The organism is Caulobacter radicis (assembly GCF_003094615.1).
Taxonomy (GTDB): domain Bacteria; phylum Pseudomonadota; class Alphaproteobacteria; order Caulobacterales; family Caulobacteraceae; genus Caulobacter; species Caulobacter radicis.
In genome coordinates this window covers 34,422-54,055 of record NZ_QDKO01000037.1, presented here as the reverse complement: position 1 = coordinate 54,055, position 19,634 = coordinate 34,422, and the positions used below count along the sequence as shown (strand labels likewise).

Below are 19,634 nucleotides of genomic sequence, written 5' to 3'. Positions count from 1 at the left end.
CTCCGGAGAAAGAGGTCGCCGGCGCCCGAAGGCGCCGGCGAGATGCGTCAGAACGCCAGTTGCAGACCCAGGGTGAAGGTCCGGCCAGTGACGCCGTAGACGGCGCTGTAGTTGTAGTCGTTGCCCGACTCCGTGCCGCTGGGCAGGAACGGACCTTCGTTGTCGAACACGTTCCGCACGGTGCCGAACACGCGCAGGTCCTTGTTCTTCGGATCGGGCGAGAACCGCACCGACAGGTCGTGGCGCCAGAAGGCGGCGACGTTGGAGAACAGCGGCGTGCCCAGGCCCGATTCGGCATAGGCGGCGGCCAGGTCGTTGTCGTCCACGGCCTTGCCGATGTAGGTGGCCGACCACTGCAGGTTCCAGTGGCTGTTGCGCCAGGCGATGCTGGCCCGCCCCTCGTGCTTGGACGAGCCGACTTCGCCCAGGTCGTCGTTGAGGATCGTGCCGTCGATGCCCTGGTAGCGGGTCTCCAGCTTCAGGCGGCGGCCGTAGTTGGCCCGGAAGGTGAAGTCGCCCGGCACGTTCCAGCGGTCGAGGTCGAAGCGGTAGCGCACGGCCACGTCGACGCCGCTGGCGCGCAGGTCGTCCAGGTTTTCCTCGAGGTTCAGGATCCGGGTGATCTGGCCCTCGGCGTCACGGGTGATGACGTTGCAGAACCGGTTGTCCGTGCCGCCGGTCGAGCCGTAGCACTCGGCCATCAGCTGGGCGTTCGACAGCGACGAGATCGCGTCCGAGATCTTGATGTCGTAGTAGTCGAGGCTGAGGTTGAAGCCCCGCAGGAAGGTCGGCTGAAGCACGAAACCGACCGTCAGGGTGTCGGCGGTTTCTTCCTTGAGGTCGACATTGCCGCCGTTGGGCGCGTTGACGCTGGTGACATCCGAGACGAACGCGCCGTTGGCCGCGATCGCCGCGGCGATGCCCGGGTTGGCGCGGCAGTTCTGAGCGATCGTGCCCGACGAGCTGGCCGTGACGCCCGAGCAGATGTCGACGATCGAGTCGAAGTCGTCACGCGGCGGCGAATAGAGCTCGGTGGTGTCGGGCGCGCGCTGGGCCCGGCTCCAGGCCGTGCGGAAGCGCAGGCTCTTGACCGGCGCCCATTGCAGGCCGGCGCGATAGCTGAGCGTCGTGCCGACGTTTTGCAGGTTGTAGTCGGCGACACGCACGGCGCCGTCGATTTCCAGGCGATAGGCGAACGGCAGGTCCTTCACCAGCGGCGCGGAGGCCTCGATGAAGGCTTCCTTGGTCTTCACCACCCCGCTGTATTCGGGGATGTAGGCGAAGTTGGTCAGGCCGTTCTGGGTCAGCTCGTCGGTGGTGGTGCGGGTCTTGTCACGACGCAGCTCGAAGCCGAACGCCGTCTGGATCGGGCCGGCCGGCAGCTGGAACAGCTCGCCGGTCATGTGACCCTCGACGGTGTCCTGGCGATTCTGGGGCCGGTACCAGACGTTGGCGCGGATGTAGTTCGCCATCTCCGGCGTGATCGAGCCGATGCCGAACAGGTTCAGGGGCACGCAGCCGTCGGCGCGGGCCGCGGCGTCCCGGCACTGGACCACGCCGGCCGATGTGCGCTCTGCGTTCAGGGCGTTCTTGACGTTGGCCATGTTCAGGCCGTTACGGCGGACCTGATAGCCGTCGTACTCGCCGTAGCCGTAGGTCAGGCCCCAGTCCCAGTCGCCGAACGCCTTGCCCTCGGCGCCGGCCCAGCCGCGCAGGGTGGTGCGGCGGTTGTAGATCTCCAGCTCGCCGACCTCGGTCATCCGACGACGGAAGTTGATCGTGGTGGTCGCCGCCGAATAGATCGCGGCGGGCACGAACGGGTTGGTCCGCGAGATGTTGCCGATCGTGAACTCGTCGTTCACGCCGTAGGTCGTCGAATTGTAGAGGCCGTACGGCTCGCGCACCGAATTGGTGGTCACGCGCGAGGCCTGGAACTGGGCCCAGATCTTCAGATCGGGCGTCACGTCATAGGCGATCTTGAGCGCGCCGGACGAACGCTTGGCCGGCGTGATCAGGGTGCCGTTGGTGCGGGTCTCGTAGCCGTTCACCGCGGTCACGAAGTTCTGCTTCAGGCCGCCTTCGTCATAATAAAAGGCGTTGGTGCGGAAGCGGCCGCCCGGCGTGTAGGTCGACAGATCGGGACCCGAGACCGTGTTGGTGTCCGGATCATAGACCACCGACTGGAGCGCCCACTTGCGGTCGGTCGCGTTGAGAGCGTCCTGCTTCTCGAAGGTGCCGCCGGCCATGACGAACAGCTTGTCGTTCAGGAAGCGCTTGCCGGCCGCGATCGAGTATTCGGTGCTGCTGCCGCCGCCGTCGTCGGTGGCGCCGGCCACCACGCGGGCCTTCACGCCGTCCATCTTGGAGGTCGTGATGATGTTGACGACGCCGGAGATGGCGTCCGAGCCGTAGACAGCCGAGGCGCCGCCGGTGCTGACCTCGATGCGATCGACGAAGAACTGCGGGATGGAGCTGAGGCTCACCGCGTTCATGTTGCCGGCGTTGGACACCGTGCGGTGGCCGTCGATCAGGGTCAGGGTGCGGTTCTGCCCGAGGCCCCGCAGGCTGACGGTGGACAGGCCGTTGTCCTGCACGGCCGACTGGCTGGTCGACAGGTTCACGCCGATGTCGACGCCGGGCATGTCGGTCAAGGCTTCGGCGATGTCGACATAGCCGCTTTCCAGCAGGTCCTCGCGCTCGATCTCGACCACGGGCGACGGGCTGTCGAAGGTGGTGCGACGAAGGCGCGAGCCGGTCACCACGACTTCTTCAACCTCGACAGAAGGGCTTTGATCTACGGCCTGGAACGAGGCCGGCTGCAGGGTCGCGGCGGGCGCGGCGCCCGGCGCGCGGACGATCAGGGCGCCGGCGCCGTCCTCGACCACTTCCAGGCCGGCCGAACCGGCCATGCGGCGAGCGGCTTCCAGAGGAGTATACTTGCCGACCACGGCGGCCGAGCGGCGGCCCGAGACGGTCTTGGGCGAGAACAGGATGTTGGTCCCCGTCTCCTTGCCCAGTTCGCGCAGCGCCTTGTCCAGCGATTGCGCCTGCACGTCCACGGTCACGGCCTGGCCGAAGGCCGCCCCGGCCGTCAGCAGAACGCCCACGGCGGCCGATCCGGCCAGCATCCGGCGCAGACGGCCGTCTTTCCCCATCGTCATGAAATTCTAGTCCCCTCTCGGCCCGACGTTTTCGGGCTTAAGAGGCCTGACGACGGAGGTCGATTTTTCCTCAGCAACTTTTTTCGAGCGGTCCAGGCGACCGGTTCATGCCCCGCCGCGCGGCTCGATCAGCAGGCCGCCGCCGCTAACGCGGACATCCAGGTCCAGCAGGGTCGCCACGGAACGGGCGAAAGCCTCGTTGTCGCCAGCCTTGTAGACGCCGCTGATCCGCAGGTTCTCGAGCGCCGGGTCGGACAGCACGATGCGCCGGCGGCTGTAGCGGTTCATCTCGGCAAGGGCCTGGGCCAGGGTCTGGTCGTCGAACACCGCCTGGCCGAACCGCCAGGCCGTGGCCGACTGTACGTCGGCGGCCTCGCGGCGTGCGGGTCCCTGCCCCATGGCGATCACCCGCTGGCCGGCCGAGGCGGTGATGCGCCCGGACGGCTGGCCCGGCGTCATCACCAGCACCTGCCCCTCGACCGCGACCACCGACACCGTCCGCGACAGCACCGAGACCCCGAAGGCGTCGCCGCCGTCGCCGACGATCTCGCGCCCCTCGGCGGCGACCACGAACGGACGGGCCGGATCGCGCGCGGCGCGGAAGAAGGCCCTGCCCTTGTCGAGCCCGGCGCGGCGCTGGCGGCCGTCGATGCGCACGCTGAGCCGGCTGTCGGCGTCGAGCAGCACCGACGAGCCGTCGTCCAGGTGCAGGGTCCGCGTCTCGCCAACACCCGTGGCGTAGACCTCCGGCGCGAAGGCCAGCCAACCCAGGCCGACGGCCGAGACGCCGGCGCCGGCCAGCACCGCCCGGCGGGCCAGGCGCGCCGGTTTGCGCGGCGTCGCGGCGACGATTTCCGGATCATGGCGCAGGGCCCCGGCCAGTTCCCAGGTCGAGGTCAGGGCGTCGAAGGTGGTGCGATGGTCCTCGGCGCGATCCAGCCACGCCTTGAAGCCGGCCTCGTCGCGTTCAGTGCGTGAGTCGCTTCTGAGGCGCGCCAGCCAGTCGGCCGCTTCGCGGCGGACGGCTTCCAGATCGCGCTGCGGCTTCACCACGTCTCGGTCCATTTCGTCAGGAACAGGGCCGCCTTGGCCACGTGCTTTTCGACCGCGCTGACCGTGATGCCCAGCCGTTCGGCGATCTCCCGATACTTCAGCCCTTCCAGCCGGTGAAGCAAAAAGACTTCGCGTGTCCGAGGACTGAGGCGCGCCAACCCCAGCTTGAGCCGCGCCAGGCGCTCCCGCGCCCGCAGGACCTCGTCCTGCAGCGGACCCGCATCGGCCAGGGCGTCCTCGACGAAATCCAGGTTCTCCTCGGGGCGGCGAGCGCGCTGGCGTCGTTCGTCGATCGCCAGGTTGACCGCGGCGCGAGCGACGAAGCCTTCCGGATTGCTGAGCGTGTTGGCGCGCCGGTATTCCAGCATGCGCACCATCGCCGACTGCACGACGTCCTCGGCGCCCGAAGGATCACGGGTGATGCGCGTGATCCGGCGCACGAGCCCGCGCCACCCCTCGTCCTTCAAAACCGCTCGCCTCTGCCCGCCCTCGGTGGCGCGCTTCTTCTGTTCCGGCGCGCCGATCCGTCAACGCCCTAGCTCTGCAAGCGGACGTCGGGCGCGTCAACTGCCCGTCATGCAGGCGCCGAAATAGCCGAGCAAAGACAAGGCGAAGGACCATCGCAACCCCAGATGACAGGCCTTTTACATTGCAACGCCCGCGAGCCAGGGCCAACCTCGACGCGCCCAGCCAGTGAGGAGTTCGTCGATGACCCACCCCGTTCGCTCGATCCTGGTGGCCACCGACCTCACCGCCCGCAGCGACCGGGCCGTCGACAGGGCGCTGGAGCTGGGCCACGAATGGAACGCCGACGTCCATGTGCTGCACGCCATCGAACGGGACGCCCCGACCACGGCGCTGGACGTGCGCCGAGCGCTGCCCGATCCCGGCGCCAAGGCCAGCGTCAGCCTGCCCTACGGCCCCGCGCCCAAGGCCATCACCGACACGGCCCGCGAAAGGGACAGCGATCTCGTCGTCACCGGCGTCGCCCGCTACAACGATCTGGGCGACTACCTGCTGGGAACGGCGGTTGACCACGTGGTTCGCAACGCCCCCTGCCCGGTCCTGGTAGTCAAGCAGAGGGCGCACGGTCCCTACCAGCGCCTGCTGGTCGCCACCGACTTCTCCAAGGGGGCCAGGGCCGCGCTGCTCGGCGCGGCGGCGCTGTTCCCCGAGGCCAGGCTGCACCTCGTCCACGCCTACCACGTGCCGTTCGAAAGCCGGATCAAGTCGGAGGAGGTCCGCGACATCGCTCGCTCGGAGGCCCAGCAGAAGCTCGACGCCCTGCTGGCCGACCTGCCCGAGAGCGTACGAGTCCGTGTCGAGCCTCACCTGACGGCGGGCGAGCCCGGCAGCGTGCTCGACCAAGTCGCCCGCGAGGTCTGGCCCGACCTGGTGGTGATCGGCGCGCGCGGCGTCAGCGGCTTCGTGCAGGCGGCGCTCGGCAGCGTCGCCTCGACGCTGTTGCAACGCATCCCGGTCGACACCCTCGTGATCAAGGAAGACTAGGCGTCGTCCGAAGCGTCGTCGCGCGCGAACTCGGTGCGGTCGCGGAACAGCGCCGCCCGTCCCAGCAGGATCAGGGTCACCGGCGTGGTCACCGTCAGGAAGACGCCGATCAGCAGCTCCCGGGGCATGAACCGTCCCTCGACCAGGGTGAAGAACAGGATCGAGGCGGCGACGATCAACGCCATCCCCAGCGTCGCCCCCAGGGTCGGGGCGTGCACGCGCTCGTAGAAGGTCTTGAAGCTGCACAGGCCGACTGCGCCGAGGAAGGACAGCGCCGCTCCGGCGACGGCCAGCAGGCCAACCGTCACGCAGGCCCAGGCGGGCAGGTCCGCGACAGTCATTCGATCACCTCGCCGCGCATCAGGAACTTGGCCAGGGCGACGGTGGCGGCGAAGCCGAGCATGCCGATGATCAGCGCCGCGTAGAAATAGATCGCGCCGCCCGTGCGCACGCCGAACACCAGCAGCAGAAGCATGCCGTTGAGATAGAAGGTGTCGAGGCCCAGCACGCGGTCCTGGGCGCGGGGTCCGTGCGCGGCGCGCCAGGCGGCCATCGCCATGGCCGCGACCAGCAGGCCCTGGGCCAGGGTCAGGCACCAGAACAGGATCGCCTGGCTCATTCGAAGATCTCCATCAGGCGGCGCTCGTAGCGGTCCTTGATCAGGCGGATCCACTCCTCCTCCTCGACCAGGTCCAGCACGTGCAGCAGCAGGCGGCCGGTGGCGCTGTCGTACTCGACCCACAGCGTGCCGGGGGTGGCGGTCAGGATCACGGCCAGCACCGCCAGGGCGTAGCGGTCCTTCAGGTCGAGCGGCACGTGGATGAAGCCCGAGCGACGCTCATGCCGCCGCCGGCCCAGGATGATCGCCGACACCGCCCAGTTGGAGCGCAGCACGTCGATCACCACGCAGCCGGCCAGGGCGAGGATGGCCCGGGGCGAGCGGATGCGGATGGTCTGGGCGTCGAGCGCCCGCATCACCTGGGGCGTGGCCAGCGCCAGCACCGCGGCAAGCGCGATAGCCGGCGGCTCGACCGAGCCGCTCATCAAGAGCGAGGTTGCGAACAGGCCCAGCGCCAGGAGCGGATGGGGAAACAGCGCACGGATCATGGCGTGGTCCCCAGCACGGCGCGGATATAGGCGTCGGGACGGCCCAGCCACTCGGCGGTGTGCTCGGCGAAACCGAGCCCGGCGCCGCCGAAGATCGCCAGCAGCACGCAGGCGGCCAGCAGACCGCCCATGCCGGCAAGCTCGGCCGCGCCGACCACCAGTTCGGGCGCGTCCTCGTCACGGGCCCAAAGCGCGCCGACGCCCAGGCGCGTCAGGCCGATCAGCCCGCCCAGGCTGGACAGCGACAGGCCCACGATCACCGCGACGCTGGCCGGCCCGACCGACCGCGCCAGGGCGTCCAGCATGGCCAGCTTGCCGACGAAGCCCGACAGCGGCGGCAGGCCGGCGATCATCAGGGTGCAGATCAGGAAGGCGCCGCCCAGCGCAGCGACGGCGGCGGGGATGACGAGGCCGGGCTCGTTGCGCTCGTCGTCGTCGAACGGGTCGCGGTACTCGTCGTCGAACACCGCCCGCTCGCGCTGGCCGCCGGAGTCGACGCCGCGTTGCAGCACCTCGGCCAGCAGGAACATCGCCCCGCAGGCCAGGGTCGAGCCGATCAGGTAGAACAGCGCCCCGCCCAGCACGGCCTGGTCGCCCACGCCCGCCACGGCCAGGATCGTCCCGGACGAAACCATGACGGCATAGGCCCCGGCGCGCGACAGGTCGCGGGCGGCGATCAGGCCCAGGGTTCCGAAGGCCAGGGTCGCAAGGCCCATGACCAGCAGCCACGACTGGCCGAAATGGGCCGAGGCCCCGGCGTCGTCGCCGAAGGCCAGCAGGCTGAGCCGCAGCACGACATAGACGCCGACCTTGGACAGGATGGCGAAGGCCGCCGCCGAGGGCGCGCTGGCGGCGGTGTAGGTCGGGGCCAGCCAGAAGCCCAGCGGCCAGGCCGCGCACTTGATCAGGAAGGCCGTGCCCAGGATCGCCGCGCCGACGTGCAGCAGGCTGCGGTCGTCGGGCGCGATGGTCCGCACCTTCAGGGCGAACTCGGCCATGTTCAGCGTGCCGGTCACGCCATAGAGCAGCGACACGCCGATCAGGAACAGCAGCGAGGCCGTCAGGTTGATGGCGATGTAGGTCAGGCCCGCCCGGATCCGCGCGTCGCCAGAGCCGTGCAGGGCCAGGCCGTACGAGGCCGCCAGCATGATTTCGAAGAAGACGAACAGGTTGAACAGGTCGCCGGTCAGGAAGGCGCCGTTGACGCCCATGATCAGGAACAGGAACAGGGCGTGGAAACGCGGCCCCGCCCGATCCCAGCGGGCCAGGGCGAAGGCCAGGACGCCGGCGCCGAGCACGCTGGTCAGCGCCACCATCATCGCCGACAGCCGGTCGGCCACCAGCACGATGCCGAACGGCGCCGACCAGCCGCCCAGGCTGTAGACGCGGGCGGTGTCGCCGCCGTCGGCCGCGCCGGTCATGCTTTCGTGCAGCAGGGCCAGGGCGACCAGCAGGATCGCGGCCATGGCGGTCAGGCTGATGACGCTCTTGAGCCGCCGGCGACGCTCGTCGAACAGCAGCATGGCCGAGGCCATGACCATCGGCAGCAGGATCGGCAGCAGGATCAGGTGATGGTCCCAGAGGCTCATTCGGCCGGCTCCCGTCCATCGACGTGGTCGCTGCCGGTGGCGCCGCGCGAGGCCAGCAAGACCACCAGGAACAGGGCCGTCAAAGCAAAGCTGATGACGATCGCCGTCAGCACCAGGGCCTGGGGCGTCGGGTCGGCATAGAGCTCCGGCCGCTCGGCGCCCTTGGCCGTGATCGGCGGCATGCCCGAGCGCAGGCGGCCCATGGAGAAGATGAAGAGGTTCACCGCGTAGGACAGCAGCGACAGCCCCATGATCACCTGGAAGGTGCGGGGCCGCAGCAGGAGCCAGGTCCCGGCGGCGGACAGGACGCCGATGGCGGCCGCGAGCACGAACTCGGTCATGCGCCCTCCTCCGCTTGCTCGGTTTCGGAGTCGTCCTTGGCGCGGCGCAGCGACTGGTGGGCCAGGGCCACCAGCATCAGCACCGTGGCGCCGACCACCAGCAGCACGACGCCGAGGTCGAACACCACCGCGCTGGCCAGCGGCACGCGACCCAGCAGCGGCAGTTCGACATACTTGAAGGCCGAGGTCAGGAACGGCCGGTTGAAGCCGATCGCCACCAGGCCGCAGCCGGCGGCGATGGTCAGGCCCCAGCCGATCCAGAGAATGGGGCGCAGCAGAAGCCGCTCCTCCACCCAGCGCGCACCGTTGGCCATGTATTGCAGCAGCACCGCGATCGACAGCGCCACACCCGCCGCGAAACCACCGCCCGGCTGGTCGTGGCCGCGCAGGAAGAGGTGCACGGCCAGAACGATGACGAACGGGAACATCCAGCGCATGACGACGCGCGGGATCAGCATCGTGTCGCGCAGGGCGTCGACCGCCTTGCGGCCTTCGGCGACGGGGCCCGTGCGCTCGCGCGCCTGCTTCTGGTTGGGCGCCGGCAGGCTGTCGCTGGCCGGGCGGAAGCGGCGAAGCAAGGCAAGGACGGTCAGGCCGACGATGCCCAGGACGGTGATCTCGCCGAAGGTGTCGAAGGCGCGGAAATCGACCAGGATGACGTTGACGACGTTGCGCCCGCCGCCCTCGCTGTAGGCTCGCTCGACGAAGAAGCGCGATATGCCCTCGACCATCGGCCGGGTCATGACCGCGTAGGAGACGAAGGCCAGGGCCAGGCCGACGATGGCGGCGATGACGAGATCCACCCGCCGGCGACGGCGCGAGCGGATCAGCTCGGACCGCGAGGCCTGGATGTCCTCGCGACGCTTGGGCAGCCAGCGCAGGCCCAGCAGCAGCAGAACGGTGGTGACCACCTCGACCAGCAGCTGGGTCAAGGCCAGGTCCGGCGCCGACAGCCAGACGAAGGTGATGCAGCTGACCAGGCCCGCCCCGCCCATCAGCACCACCGCGGCCAGCCGGTGATACTTGGCCTGCCAAGCGGCCGCGATGGCGCAGGCGCCGCCGGTCAGCCACAGGCCCGCGAACACGAACTCGGCGGCGCCGGGCGTCGACCACGAAGGCCGGATCGCCACGCCGCCCGCGAAGGCCGCCGCCGCGCCCGCCGCCAGGGCGGCCAGGACGACGAGGCGCAGTTGCGGCTGCATCCGCTCGGTTCCCAGGCGGCTCTCGACCCAGCGCGCGCCCTTGACGATGCCCGTCATGGCCTTCTCGAAGAGATAGCCGCCGTTCAGGCGCTTGAGCCCCCAGGGCCCGCCGCGCGGATTGGTGTTCAGCTTCTGGCCGAAGACCGCGTAGGCGGCCACGCCGCCGGCCAGGGCCAGCACGCTGAGCAGCAGCGGCATGTTGAAACCATGCCAGAGCGCCAGGCTGTAGTAGGGCAGATCATCGAAGCCCAGCACGGCGACGGCGGCGCTGCGCAGGAACGGACCCACGGTCAGGGCCGGCAGCACGCCGACCAGCAGGCACAGCGCGACCAGGATCTCGACCGGACGGCGCATCCAGGCCGGCGGCTCGTGCGGGACCTTGTCCAGGGCCGTAGGCGGCGGGCCGAAGAAGGTCGCCAGGATGAAGCGCAGCGAATAGAGCACGCCGAACGCGCTGGCCAAGGTGGCCAGCACCGGCAGGGCGGCGTTCAGGGCGTGGCCGTCGCTGCCGGCCACCACCTCGGCCAGGAACATCTCCTTGGAGAGGAAGCCGTTCAGCAGCGGCACCCCGGCCATGGCGGCGGCGGCGACGATGGCCAGCGTGCCGGTGATCGGCATGAACCTGTAGAGGCCGCTCAGCTTGCGCATGTCGCGCGTGCCGGCCTCGTGGTCGATGATGCCGGCGGCCATGAACAGCGACGCCTTGAAGGTGGCGTGGTTGACCGTGTGGAAGATCGCCGCGATCGCCCCGAGCGGCGAGCCCAGGCCCAGCAGCAGGACGATCAGGCCAAGGTGGCTGATGGTCGAATAGGCCAGCAGGCCCTTGAGGTCGTGCTGGAAGATGGCGCACCAGGCGCCGATCAGCAGCGTGGCCACCCCCGCCCCGGCGACGACGAAGTACCAGAGCTCGGTCTGGCCGAAGATCGGCCACATGCGCAGCAGCAGGAAGATCCCGGCCTTCACCATGGTCGCCGAGTGCAGATAGGCGCTGACTGGCGTCGGCGCGGCCATGGCGCGCGGCAGCCAGAAGTGGAACGGGAATTGCGCGCTCTTGGTCAGGGCCCCCATCAGCACCAGCGCGAGGGCCACCACGGACCGGGGATCGGCGAGGATCACGCTCTTGGCGGCCAGCACGTCGTCGAGGTCGTAGCTGCCCGCGATCGACCCGATCAGGATCATGCCGACCAGCAGGCACAGCCCGCCCAGCGCGGTGACCGTCAGGGCCATGCGCGCGCCCTCGCGGGCCGAGGGGTTCTGGTGCCAGTAGCCGATCAGCAGGAAGGAAAAGAGGCTGGTCAGCTCCCAGAAGACCGCCAGCTGGATCAGGTTGCCCGACAGCACCACGCCCTGCATCGCGCCCATGAAGGCCAGCAGGAACGAGAAGAACCGCGGCACCGGGTCTTTGGGCGACATGTAGTAGCGGGCGTAGAGCACCACCAAGGCGCCGATCCCGAGGATAAGGGCGGCGAAGATCCATGACAGCCCGTCCAGCCGCAGGATCAGGCTGACGCCCAGCGACGGCAGCCAGGGAATCGCCAGCCGCAGCACCTCTCCATCCGCGAACCTCGGCCAGAGCGCGGCCAGGCTCACCAGGCAGACCAGCGACACCAGCCACGAGAGAATCGCCGCCGCCGTACGCGCATGTCGCGGAAGGCCGGCCGCCACGGCCGCGCCAAGGAACGGCGCCGCCAGGATCACAAGAAGGAGCAGGTTGGAAGACAAAACGGTTGGGGGCCTCCTGCCACGGAACGGGTCTAGCCGGGGTCCGACGCCTAACAGGCCTCGAGGACCACCATAGGAAGACCGTTCCAATGCGTCAAAGCGACGGTTCCGAAAGTCACGCTTCGTCACACATGTCGACGTTATTGATATCGATATCATATCGATATCATAATGACCCATGCTGCCCCGTCCTTGGGAGGAAACATGAGCCGACAGAAGAACCCGGCCCGCCGCGCCGCCACCGCGCTCGCCGCCATGCTGCTGACAGGCGCGGCCGGCCCCGTCCTGGCCGACACGCTGCTGACCTACCCCGTGCCGCCGCAGCTGATGTACGCGGCGCACAACGACGACTTCACCGTGCGGGTGCGCACGCCCGGCGGCGAATGGCGCGACCTCTACGAGTACCGGGTGCAGGTCGACACCGACACCAAGCAGAACGCCTCGCTGGTCTATTTCGACTTCGACGGGACGGTCGAGCTGGAGGTGATGAAGAACAACGGCCGCTTTTCCGAAGTCTCGGTCGCGCCGCTGTCGAGCGTGGTGAAGCCCCGGCGCGAAGGTTCGATCCTGCGCATGACGCTGGGCAAGCCCGAGCGCTTCTCGCTGCAGTTCGACGACGACCGCCTGCGCAACCTGCACATCGTGGCCGGCGCCCCGCCCCCTGCCCGCCCGACCGGCGCCGACGTCGTCTATTTCGGCCCGGGCTTCCACGTCCCGCCGGCGGGCCTCGACCATTTCCCGGTCAAGTCGGGCCAGCGGATCTACATGGACGGCGGCGCGGTGCTGAAGGGCGCCTTCGACCTGGATGGGGTCAGCGACGTGAAGATCTCGGGACGCGGCCTGTTGTGGGATCCGGGCCGGGCGATCGACCTGGAAAAGGCCCGCGATGTCGAGGTCTCTGACCTGATCATCGTCAACAGCGACCGCAAGGACGCCGCGCGGGTGATGAACATCCGCAATTCCGAGAACGTCACGATCAGCCAGCTGACCGGCTTCACCTCGGGCAAGTGGTCGGACGGCATCAACATCTCGACCTCGCGCCACGTGAAGGTGCGCGACGGCTATCTTCGGGTCTCGGACGACGCCGTGGTGGTCTACGCGGTGGCCGACTGCCCGATCTGCCGCCAGAAGGCCGCCCAGACCGGGATCCCTGATTCCAACCCGCCGGGCGACACCTTCGACATCCAGGTCTCGAACATGCGCCTGTGGGTCGACGTCGCCCACGCCCTCTATATCGGCCACTTCGGCGACAACGCCGATCCGCGCACCATCCGCGACGTGACCTTCGACAACATCGACGTCGCCAACCTGGACGAGGACGATCCGGACTGGGAGGGCGTGATCGCCGCCTATTCCGGCGACAGCACGCTGATCCGCGACATCACCTTCAGCAACGTGCGGGTCGACCGCATCGAGGAAGGCAAGCTGATCAACATCGTGGCCGGGAACAACCCGCGCTACAACAAGGCGCCCGGCCGCGGGATCGACGGCCTGACGATCCGCAACGTCACGTTCACGGGCGAAGGCATGCCCAGCCCGTCGATCATCCGCGGCCTGTCACCCCAGACGGCGGTGAAGAACGTGACGATCGAGAACCTGGCCATCGGCGGCAAGCCGTTGAAGGCGGCCAAGGACGGCGACATCGCGGTCAGCGGCGAAGTCTTGGGTCTCTCCTTCCGCTGAACGTAAAAAGAAGGGCGCCGTCATCGACGGCGCCCCAGGCGGGACTTGATGCGACGGCGATCAGCCGCCGAACTTGTAGCGAAGGCTGATCCCGTAGACCCGGCCGTTCATGAAATACTGGCGCAGGATGTCGGTGTCGTAGCCGCCGTCAGGCTCGCCGACGTAGCGGATCGGGGCCTTGTTGGTCAGATTCGAGGCCGTCAGCGACAGGGTCAGGTCGTCGCGCAGGTTCAGGTTCATCGAGGCGTCGAGCAGGCCATAGCCCTTCAGGTAGCGACCATCGATCGGATTGGGCGAGATCCCGAACAGCACATAGTCCGACCGGTAGGTGTAGACGAGGCGCGCCGAGACCTTCTTGTTCTCGTAGAGGCCCGCCAGGCTCCAGTTCTGGTCTGATTGGAACGGCTGGCGCACCTTGACGACCTGGCCGCCGATCAGGACCGGCAGCTCGGTCTTGACCCAGGTGTACGAGCCCTGGACGCCGAAATCGTGCAGAACCTGCGGCAGGAAGTCGTAGTCGAAGAAGGTCTGGGCGGCGAGCTCGACGCCCTTGGCATAGCCCGGGTCGGCGTTCTGGGTCTGGGTGATGCGGAACTGGCCGGTCGGGCAGTTGTTGGGCGTCACGCCGCTGTAGGGCTGCGAGGTGGCCACCGTCTGGCAGCTCTCGACGCCGATCGGGAAGCCGTCGACCTTCTTGTAGAACGCTGCGGCCGACACGTAGCTGGTCGGTCCGAAATACTTCTCCAGCGACAGGTCGTAGCTGTAGGCGCGCAGCGGCTGCAGGTTGGCGTTGCCCTGGCTGCCCGTGCCGCTGGTCAGGTTGACCGTCACGGTCGGGTTGATGTCGCCGACGCTGGGCCGGGTCATGCCCTTGCCAAAGCCGAAGCGCAGCAGCAGGTCGTCCTGGATGTAGCCGGTCAGGTTCAGGGTCGGCAGGACGTCGGTGTAGCTGTTGCTTTGGCTGTTGGGGACGATCACCGCCGCGCCGCCGCTGGTGTCGGTGACCCGGGCCTCGGCGTCCAGATTGGTGCGCACGACGCGCACGCCGGCGTTGCCGCGGATGCGGTCGTTCAGGAAGGCGAAGTCGACAACGCCGTAGCCGGCCAGGGTCTCTTCCACCGCCTTGCGACGCGACAGCAGCACCTCGGGCAGCGAGTCCTCGGCGGGGACGCCGGCCAGAGCGAAGCGGTTGCGGACATTGTCGCCCAGCAGCGCGTCGGGCGAGAAGGTCAGGAATCCGCCCGAATAGCCCGCCTCGCCGTCGAACCAGTTGGTGTGCGAGCCGGCGACTAGGTCCTGCACGGTCGAGGCGAGGATACCGTTCGACTGGCTGGCCGTAAGGGCCAGGCCATCGGTGGTCAGGTTCTTGCCGCTGAAGGAGTAGTTGTAGAACTTCGACTTCTTTCGGTAGTAGCGCGCGCCGAACTTCACGGCCTTGATGAAGCTGTCGTTGATGCGCAGCTTGCCGTCGAACTGGGCGGCCAGGCCGGCGTCGTCATAGACGTTGTTGGTGCCGTTGGCGTAGTTCAGCAGCACCCAGTTGGCGGGGTTGGACAGGTCCGGCCCGCTGATCGACAGGGTCTGGGGCGTTCCGACCTGACGCGTCACGTTCCAGCCCAGGCCAGCGCGCGGGGTCATGGTCACCGAGCGGTTGTCCTGGTGCTGGTCGGCCTTGACGTAGGACAGGTCGGCCTTGAGGTCGAGGTCGTCCGTCGGCGACCACTTGGCGCCGCCGGCCAGGATCCAGGTCTTGTAGATGCGGTGCTCGTCACCGCCGATCGACGAGAAGCTTGAGCCCAGGAACGTGCCGCTGTTGAAGCGCTGGCCGGCCAGCACCGCGTCCTCGCCGCCGTTGGCGTTGCGGTTGGCCAGGCCCTCGGTGGTGCTGAACGGGGTGGTCGCCAGGCCCTGGACGTAGCGGCTGTCGGCGCCGTTCAGGAAGCGATAGCCCTGGTGGTAGAGGTAGGAGTTGTAGTTGCCGTCGACATAGAACTCGAGGCCCGGGCGGACCTTCCACTGGAAGGCGCCGGCGAAGCCCTTGCGGGTGCGCTGGATGTCCTCCTCGTTCACGTTGATCTGCACGCCGGCCATGTTGACCAGGTTGGCGCGGTCGGCGGCGCCGAGGGCCAGCGGATTGGCCACGTCGGCCAGGAAGGCGACGTCGCTACGGCCGGCATAGGCCTGGTTATAGGCGCTGTTGCCGACGTACTCGGCGCTGTCGGCGCGCACCACGCGGCGCAGGTTGGTTCCGCCGGGGCCCGGCGCGTTGTCGGAGCGGTTCCAGCTCTTCTGGTAGTTGGCGCCCAGCAGCAGGCCCATCTCGCCGTCGCCGACGTCCCACTTGTGCGAGACGAGGCCGAAGTATTCCGGCTGCATCTGCTTGACCATGTCGTTGTAGCGGCCCGAAATCGCCACGCTGCCCGACATCTTCGGCAGGTCGAGCGGACGGCGGGTCTTGATGTCGACGAGGCCGCCGATGCCGCCCTCGATGTGCTCGGCCGAGGGGTTCTTGTAGACGTCCAGGCCCGCGATCATGCCGGGGATGGCGGCCTCGATATTGAACTCGCTGCCGCCGGCGGTGAAGTACGAACGGCCGTCGACCTGCGAGGCGGTCTGGCCCGACAGGCCCCGGATCGTCAGGCCCGAGCCGGCGCCGACAGGCGAGGCCCCCTCCCCGCCGTAGCGATAGCCCTGCACGCCCGGGATGCGGGTCAGGGTCTCGGCGACGTTCGGATCGGGCAGCTTGCCGATGTCCTCGGCGCGGATGGAGTCGACGACCTCCATGGTGTTCTTCTTGACCTGCACGGCCGATTGCAGGCTCTGGCGGATGCCGGTGACGACCACCTCCTCGACCGCCTCGTCGGCGGCCGGAGCCGGCGCGGTCTGGGCGTGGGCGGCGCCGAACGCCCCCAGCGCGACGGCCAGCGTCGAGACGGTCAGGAACAGACGCGATTGAACTTCGGACTTCATGGCTTCCCCTCCTGCGGAGCCTACGCCCGATAAGCCGGCGCGGCCCGTCAGATCCCGCCCGAGGCGGGTTTTCCCTGTTGGCTAGGGCGCTTGACGCGCCCTCTCTGTTTCACTCCCGGGTCGGGGCGTCGCCTGAGCGGCGATCTTCTCCAACCACATAATCTTGTTATCGATATCACAGATCGCTGACAAGCGCTTTTGTCAGACAAATGAGATGATTGCGATTCAGTTGGGCGGCGTCGATCGACGCGCCAACGCCACGTCGCCAGAGCAAGCCTTGGCGACGCCGTCGACCTTGATCGAGCGCGCCCCGTCGCAGGCCAGGCGGATGGCGTAGGTCGGCTGACCCTGGATGCTGGCCTCGACGCCCTGCCCCGCCCCGTCCTTGACCACGAAGGCCTTGGACAGGCTGTCGAGCTCGATGCGCCCGTCGCGGCGCAGATAACTGCCGTCGGCCACGAACCACCGCCGCGGCTTGGCCGCGCTGCCCCCCTCCGAATAGGTCAGCGCGAGAATGTAGGCGTCGGTCTGCCAGCCGCCGAGATCGGCGTTGGCGTTGCGGTGGCGGATGCGGCCGTCGGCCAGCAGGTTGAAATAGACCTCGGTGACCTCGCCCTTCTGGGTGATCCGCACCATCAGCCAGTCCTTGGTCTCGACCTTCTCGATCCTGGGCGCGGGGCTCGATCCGTTCGGCGTCAGGGCGACCACGAACTTGGTCCGGTCGGTCACGCCCGGCGCCTGCAGGCGCAGATAGGGCTGGACCTCGTCGGGGGCGTGATCTTTCAGGCCCTTGCCCTCGGCCATCCGCATCAGTTCCGGATAGTCGGTGAACAGGCCAGCGTCCGGCAGGGTCTCGGGGAACAGCGGCCGCACCGCGACCTCGGCCTCGCCATTCCTGACGGTGATCACCTGTCCCTGGCGCCTGGCCTCGCCCTCGTAGTGCATCAGCCATTCGAACTGGCCCGGCGCCCAGCCCTTGAGGTCGTCGATGACCAGGATCACGTCGCCGATCCACATGAAGCTGCGGTACTTGCGCTCGAAGGTCCGGGCGTTGGGGCCCGTGGCGTCGGCCCACACGAAGCGCAGGTCGCCGGCGTCGACCAGGTGATCGACCCGTCCGACGAAGTGCGAGCCGTTATAGGTGTTGCTTTCCGGCTCGGCCTTGCCGTCCAGGGTGACGACGTTGTGGGCGACGCTCTGGCGGTAATAGCCGTCATACTCGGGCCGGGCGTAGCTGCTGTTGCCGGAGTCGATCAGCAGCTGCTTGCCCTTGTGCCAGAGGATGAAGCTGCCGGCGTCGGCGTGGTTGTGGTTCCAGGTGAAGCCCGAACGCAGCGCCAGGAAGGTGGCGTCCGGCGCCCAGGACGAGCGCAGGGTCGCCGCGCCGAGATCGCTGTCGATCCAGCTGGTCGGCAGGCCCGGACCTTTGCCAACCAAGGCCCGGGCCTTGGTCGAGGGCCACTGGACCATGTTCTCCGGCTCGGCGAACACGTCCTGCTTGGGATCGGGCCGTACGGTGTTGAGGTACCAGAGATAACGCGACTGCTGGTCGCCCGTGGCCCACAGGTTGGCGATGGCGCTGGCTCCGCTGGAGGTCGGATTGCCGTCGCCGAAGTTGGTCGACAGGAAGCCGCCGGTGGTCGGGTAGAGGTTCTGGATGAAGTAGTCGCCCAGCCCCTCAAGGCGCGGCGTCGCCGCGGGCTTTTCCTTGAAGGCGTCGAGCCACGCGCGCTTGAAGCGCAGATAGCCCTCGGCGGCGAAGTCGGCGTAGTTGATGCTTTCGACGAAGGCCCCGTTGGACGCGAAGTGCGCCGGCTTGGTCTCGATGGCGCTGCCGTCGTAGTTGGCCCACTCCTCGGCGGCCTCGTCGATGCGGCGGATCCAGGCGTCGGCCTGGGGCTCCTCGGTCCTGATGGCGATCGCCGCCACCCCGGCCCCGAAGACGATGTGGCTGAACCAGTTGTGGCCCATGGTGTCGAGGCTGTGGATCCGCTCCTTGCCGTCGATCCAGTCGTTCAGGGTCGGGCGGATCGCGCCCTTGACCAGGGCCTTGGCCAGGCGGACGCGCTCGGCGGGGCTGAGGGCGTCATGGATGGCGTCGAACGTAAGCCCATAGGTGTAGGCGCTGGTCCCCATGCCGAGGTCGGAGTTCCAGACCGGACTGCGGGCCAGGAGCGGCTTGTCGGTCACCCAGTTGGCACGGTTCGCATAGACGTCGAGCAGGACCTTGGCGCGATCGGCGTACTTGCGCTCGCCGGTCATGCGGTAGGTCAGCGAAAGGCCCATCAGCGCCGCGTTCAGCTCGCGGTCGTTGGCCGGCTTGCGGGTCAGGGCCGCGTCGGCGTCGACGCGGGCCTTGGTCCAGGCGGCCTTGGCGTCGGGATCCTCGGCTACGCGGGCCTTGAACTGCGAGACGTGGGCGTCGCTGAAGGTCAGGTAGGGATGGCTCGATTTCAGGGTCTGGGCCCAAGCCGCTCCCGCCAGGAGACAGGTCGCCAGGGCCAGGCCCGACACCATCAGCTTTGCTCGGCTCTTCACGCGCTTCTCCCCGTACGCTTCTTGTGACTTCAGATTATGATATCGATATCATTTACGGGCGCAAGCGGCTCCGCGCGCGCGTCTCAGGCAAGGGCGAGATTGATCGCCATCGACCGCCGCACGCCCGGACTGCGAAACGGGTAGACGCAGTGCAGCATCCACGAGGGCCACAGGTAGAAGTCGCCGACCACCGGCTTGACGGTGAAGAGGTTCTTCACGCCGACGGCGCTGCGGCTGTCGATGAATTGCAGGCAGCCGGCGGTGTTCTGCCTTGCCTTGTCGGCCGCGAACTCGGCTTCGTAACCGGGCGGAACCCGCAGGAAGCCGACGCTGGAATAGAGGCAGCCCTGGTGGAAATGGGCCGGGTTGTAGTCCCCGGCGACCATGTCGTTGATCCAGCCTTCCTTGATCTCGATGCGCAGCTTGCGGGCCTCGAGTTCCTCGGTGCGCTCGTAGTCGCTGTAATGCATCAGGGCGTTCTCGCACCGGTAGGTATAGGTGCGGGCCACGTCGAACAGGAAGTCGGTCAGTTCGACCGTCTCGCGGATCACGTCGGTGAAGCGGATCTCGGTGCTGACCGCGCCGGCCAGATGCGCAGACCAGTCGCGGGCGGCCACCTCGTCCTGCCGCGCCACGATCTGGTCGATGCGGGCGTTGAGGCGCTCGACCACGCCCGGCGGCATGGTCGCCTTGATGATCGTCGGGCTGAACGGCGCGACCAGCCGCAGGTCGTGATCGTGGCTCACCACCACCCCTCCT

Annotated in this window: 14 protein-coding genes; 2 read left to right on the top strand and 12 right to left on the bottom strand. The window is 68.3% G+C overall.

The genetic code is table 11. The features are described 5' to 3' along the window. Window positions 1-47: 47 nt before the first annotated feature. The 3 genes from DDF62_RS20205 to DDF62_RS20195 all read right to left on the bottom strand — a co-directional run bounded on the left by DDF62_RS20205 (window position 48) and on the right by DDF62_RS20195 (window position 4,681). Entirely contained in the window at window positions 48-3,161 is a 3,114-nt protein-coding gene (locus DDF62_RS20205; protein ID WP_116490768.1) for a TonB-dependent receptor, read from the bottom strand. Between the two features lie 105 nt (window positions 3,162-3,266). Then, window positions 3,267-4,214, bottom strand: coding sequence for a FecR family protein (locus DDF62_RS20200; protein ID WP_165832317.1), 948 nt, complete (start codon window positions 4,212-4,214; stop codon window positions 3,267-3,269). After that, the gene (locus DDF62_RS20195; RefSeq protein ID WP_116490766.1) at window positions 4,208-4,681 is read right to left on the bottom strand and encodes an RNA polymerase sigma factor; all 474 of its coding nucleotides are present in this window, start codon (window positions 4,679-4,681) and stop codon (window positions 4,208-4,210) included. Before DDF62_RS20195 ends, DDF62_RS20200 begins: the two co-directional genes overlap by 7 nt. A gap of 241 nt (window positions 4,682-4,922) precedes the next feature. On the opposite strand from DDF62_RS20195, the gene DDF62_RS20190 reads away from it, so the two are divergent. Beyond that, window positions 4,923-5,723, top strand: a complete 801-nt coding sequence (locus tag DDF62_RS20190; protein ID WP_116490765.1) for a universal stress protein — start codon at window positions 4,923-4,925, stop codon at window positions 5,721-5,723. Here the strand turns inward: DDF62_RS20190 and mnhG are convergent. From mnhG to DDF62_RS20160, 6 genes are read right to left on the bottom strand one after another with little or no spacing between them, the layout of a single operon-like run. After that, window positions 5,720-6,064 (bottom strand): monovalent cation/H(+) antiporter subunit G, encoded by a 345-nt coding sequence (gene mnhG, locus DDF62_RS20185; protein WP_116490764.1) that lies wholly within the window; start codon window positions 6,062-6,064, stop codon window positions 5,720-5,722. The two genes, DDF62_RS20190 and mnhG, sit on opposite strands and share 4 nt — an antisense overlap. Next, entirely contained in the window at window positions 6,061-6,342 is a 282-nt protein-coding gene (locus DDF62_RS20180) for a K+/H+ antiporter subunit F (protein WP_116490763.1), read from the bottom strand. The genes mnhG and DDF62_RS20180 overlap by 4 nt, the downstream gene beginning before the upstream one ends. Beyond that, the gene (locus tag DDF62_RS20175) at window positions 6,339-6,830 is read right to left on the bottom strand and encodes a Na+/H+ antiporter subunit E (protein WP_116490762.1); all 492 of its coding nucleotides are present in this window, start codon (window positions 6,828-6,830) and stop codon (window positions 6,339-6,341) included. The genes DDF62_RS20180 and DDF62_RS20175 overlap by 4 nt, the downstream gene beginning before the upstream one ends. Then, window positions 6,827-8,419 carry a monovalent cation/H+ antiporter subunit D gene (locus DDF62_RS20170; protein WP_116490761.1) on the bottom strand — a complete coding sequence of 531 codons (1,593 nt, stop codon included), beginning with the start codon at window positions 8,417-8,419 and terminating at the stop codon, window positions 6,827-6,829. Before DDF62_RS20170 ends, DDF62_RS20175 begins: the two co-directional genes overlap by 4 nt. Continuing rightward, on the bottom strand, window positions 8,416-8,760 hold the full coding sequence (locus DDF62_RS20165) for a Na+/H+ antiporter subunit C (protein ID WP_058347490.1): 345 nt from the start codon (window positions 8,758-8,760) through the stop codon (window positions 8,416-8,418). Before DDF62_RS20165 ends, DDF62_RS20170 begins: the two co-directional genes overlap by 4 nt. After that, a complete protein-coding gene (locus tag DDF62_RS20160; protein ID WP_244286887.1) occupies window positions 8,757-11,684 on the bottom strand; it encodes a monovalent cation/H+ antiporter subunit A in 2,928 nt (975 codons plus the stop codon). Before DDF62_RS20160 ends, DDF62_RS20165 begins: the two co-directional genes overlap by 4 nt. Window positions 11,685-11,888: 204 nt before the next feature. Here DDF62_RS20160 and DDF62_RS20155 point away from each other — a divergent pair, with 204 nt between their 5' ends. Further along, a complete protein-coding gene (locus DDF62_RS20155; protein ID WP_165832316.1) occupies window positions 11,889-13,367 on the top strand; it encodes a glycosyl hydrolase family 28 protein in 1,479 nt (492 codons plus the stop codon). 60 nt (window positions 13,368-13,427) lie between these two features. Here DDF62_RS20155 and DDF62_RS20150 read toward each other — a convergent pair whose 3' ends face one another. The 3 genes from DDF62_RS20150 to DDF62_RS20140 form a co-directional block, all read right to left on the bottom strand. Further along, on the bottom strand, window positions 13,428-16,337 hold the full coding sequence (locus tag DDF62_RS20150) for a TonB-dependent receptor (RefSeq protein ID WP_116490758.1): 2,910 nt from the start codon (window positions 16,335-16,337) through the stop codon (window positions 13,428-13,430). A gap of 225 nt (window positions 16,338-16,562) precedes the next feature. Continuing rightward, complete coding sequence (locus DDF62_RS20145) at window positions 16,563-18,875, bottom strand: heparinase II/III domain-containing protein (protein ID WP_133244962.1); 2,313 nt, start codon at window positions 18,873-18,875, stop codon at window positions 16,563-16,565. Window positions 18,876-18,958: 83 nt separating this feature from the next. After that, the gene (locus tag DDF62_RS20140; protein WP_133244961.1) at window positions 18,959-19,621 is read right to left on the bottom strand and encodes a putative 2OG-Fe(II) oxygenase; all 663 of its coding nucleotides are present in this window, start codon (window positions 19,619-19,621) and stop codon (window positions 18,959-18,961) included. Between the last annotated feature and the right edge of the window lie 13 nt (window positions 19,622-19,634).

What these genes read in the sequence shown, in the direction of transcription:
- DDF62_RS20205 (WP_116490768.1), bottom strand. Translation starts at nt 3,161, where the DNA reads ATGACGATGGGGAAAGACGGCCGTCTGCGCCGGATGCTGGCCGGATCG.
- DDF62_RS20190 (WP_116490765.1), top strand. Translation starts at nt 4,923, where the DNA reads ATGACCCACCCCGTTCGCTCGATCCTGGTGGCCACCGACCTCACCGCC.
- mnhG (WP_116490764.1), bottom strand. Translation starts at nt 6,064, where the DNA reads ATGACTGTCGCGGACCTGCCCGCCTGGGCCTGCGTGACGGTTGGCCTG.
- DDF62_RS20180 (WP_116490763.1), bottom strand. Translation starts at nt 6,342, where the DNA reads ATGAGCCAGGCGATCCTGTTCTGGTGCCTGACCCTGGCCCAGGGCCTG.
- DDF62_RS20175 (WP_116490762.1), bottom strand. Translation starts at nt 6,830, where the DNA reads ATGATCCGTGCGCTGTTTCCCCATCCGCTCCTGGCGCTGGGCCTGTTC.
- DDF62_RS20170 (WP_116490761.1), bottom strand. Translation starts at nt 8,419, where the DNA reads ATGAGCCTCTGGGACCATCACCTGATCCTGCTGCCGATCCTGCTGCCG.
- DDF62_RS20165 (WP_058347490.1), bottom strand. Translation starts at nt 8,760, where the DNA reads ATGACCGAGTTCGTGCTCGCGGCCGCCATCGGCGTCCTGTCCGCCGCC.
- DDF62_RS20155 (WP_165832316.1), top strand. Translation starts at nt 11,889, where the DNA reads ATGAGCCGACAGAAGAACCCGGCCCGCCGCGCCGCCACCGCGCTCGCC.
- DDF62_RS20150 (WP_116490758.1), bottom strand. Translation starts at nt 16,337, where the DNA reads ATGAAGTCCGAAGTTCAATCGCGTCTGTTCCTGACCGTCTCGACGCTG.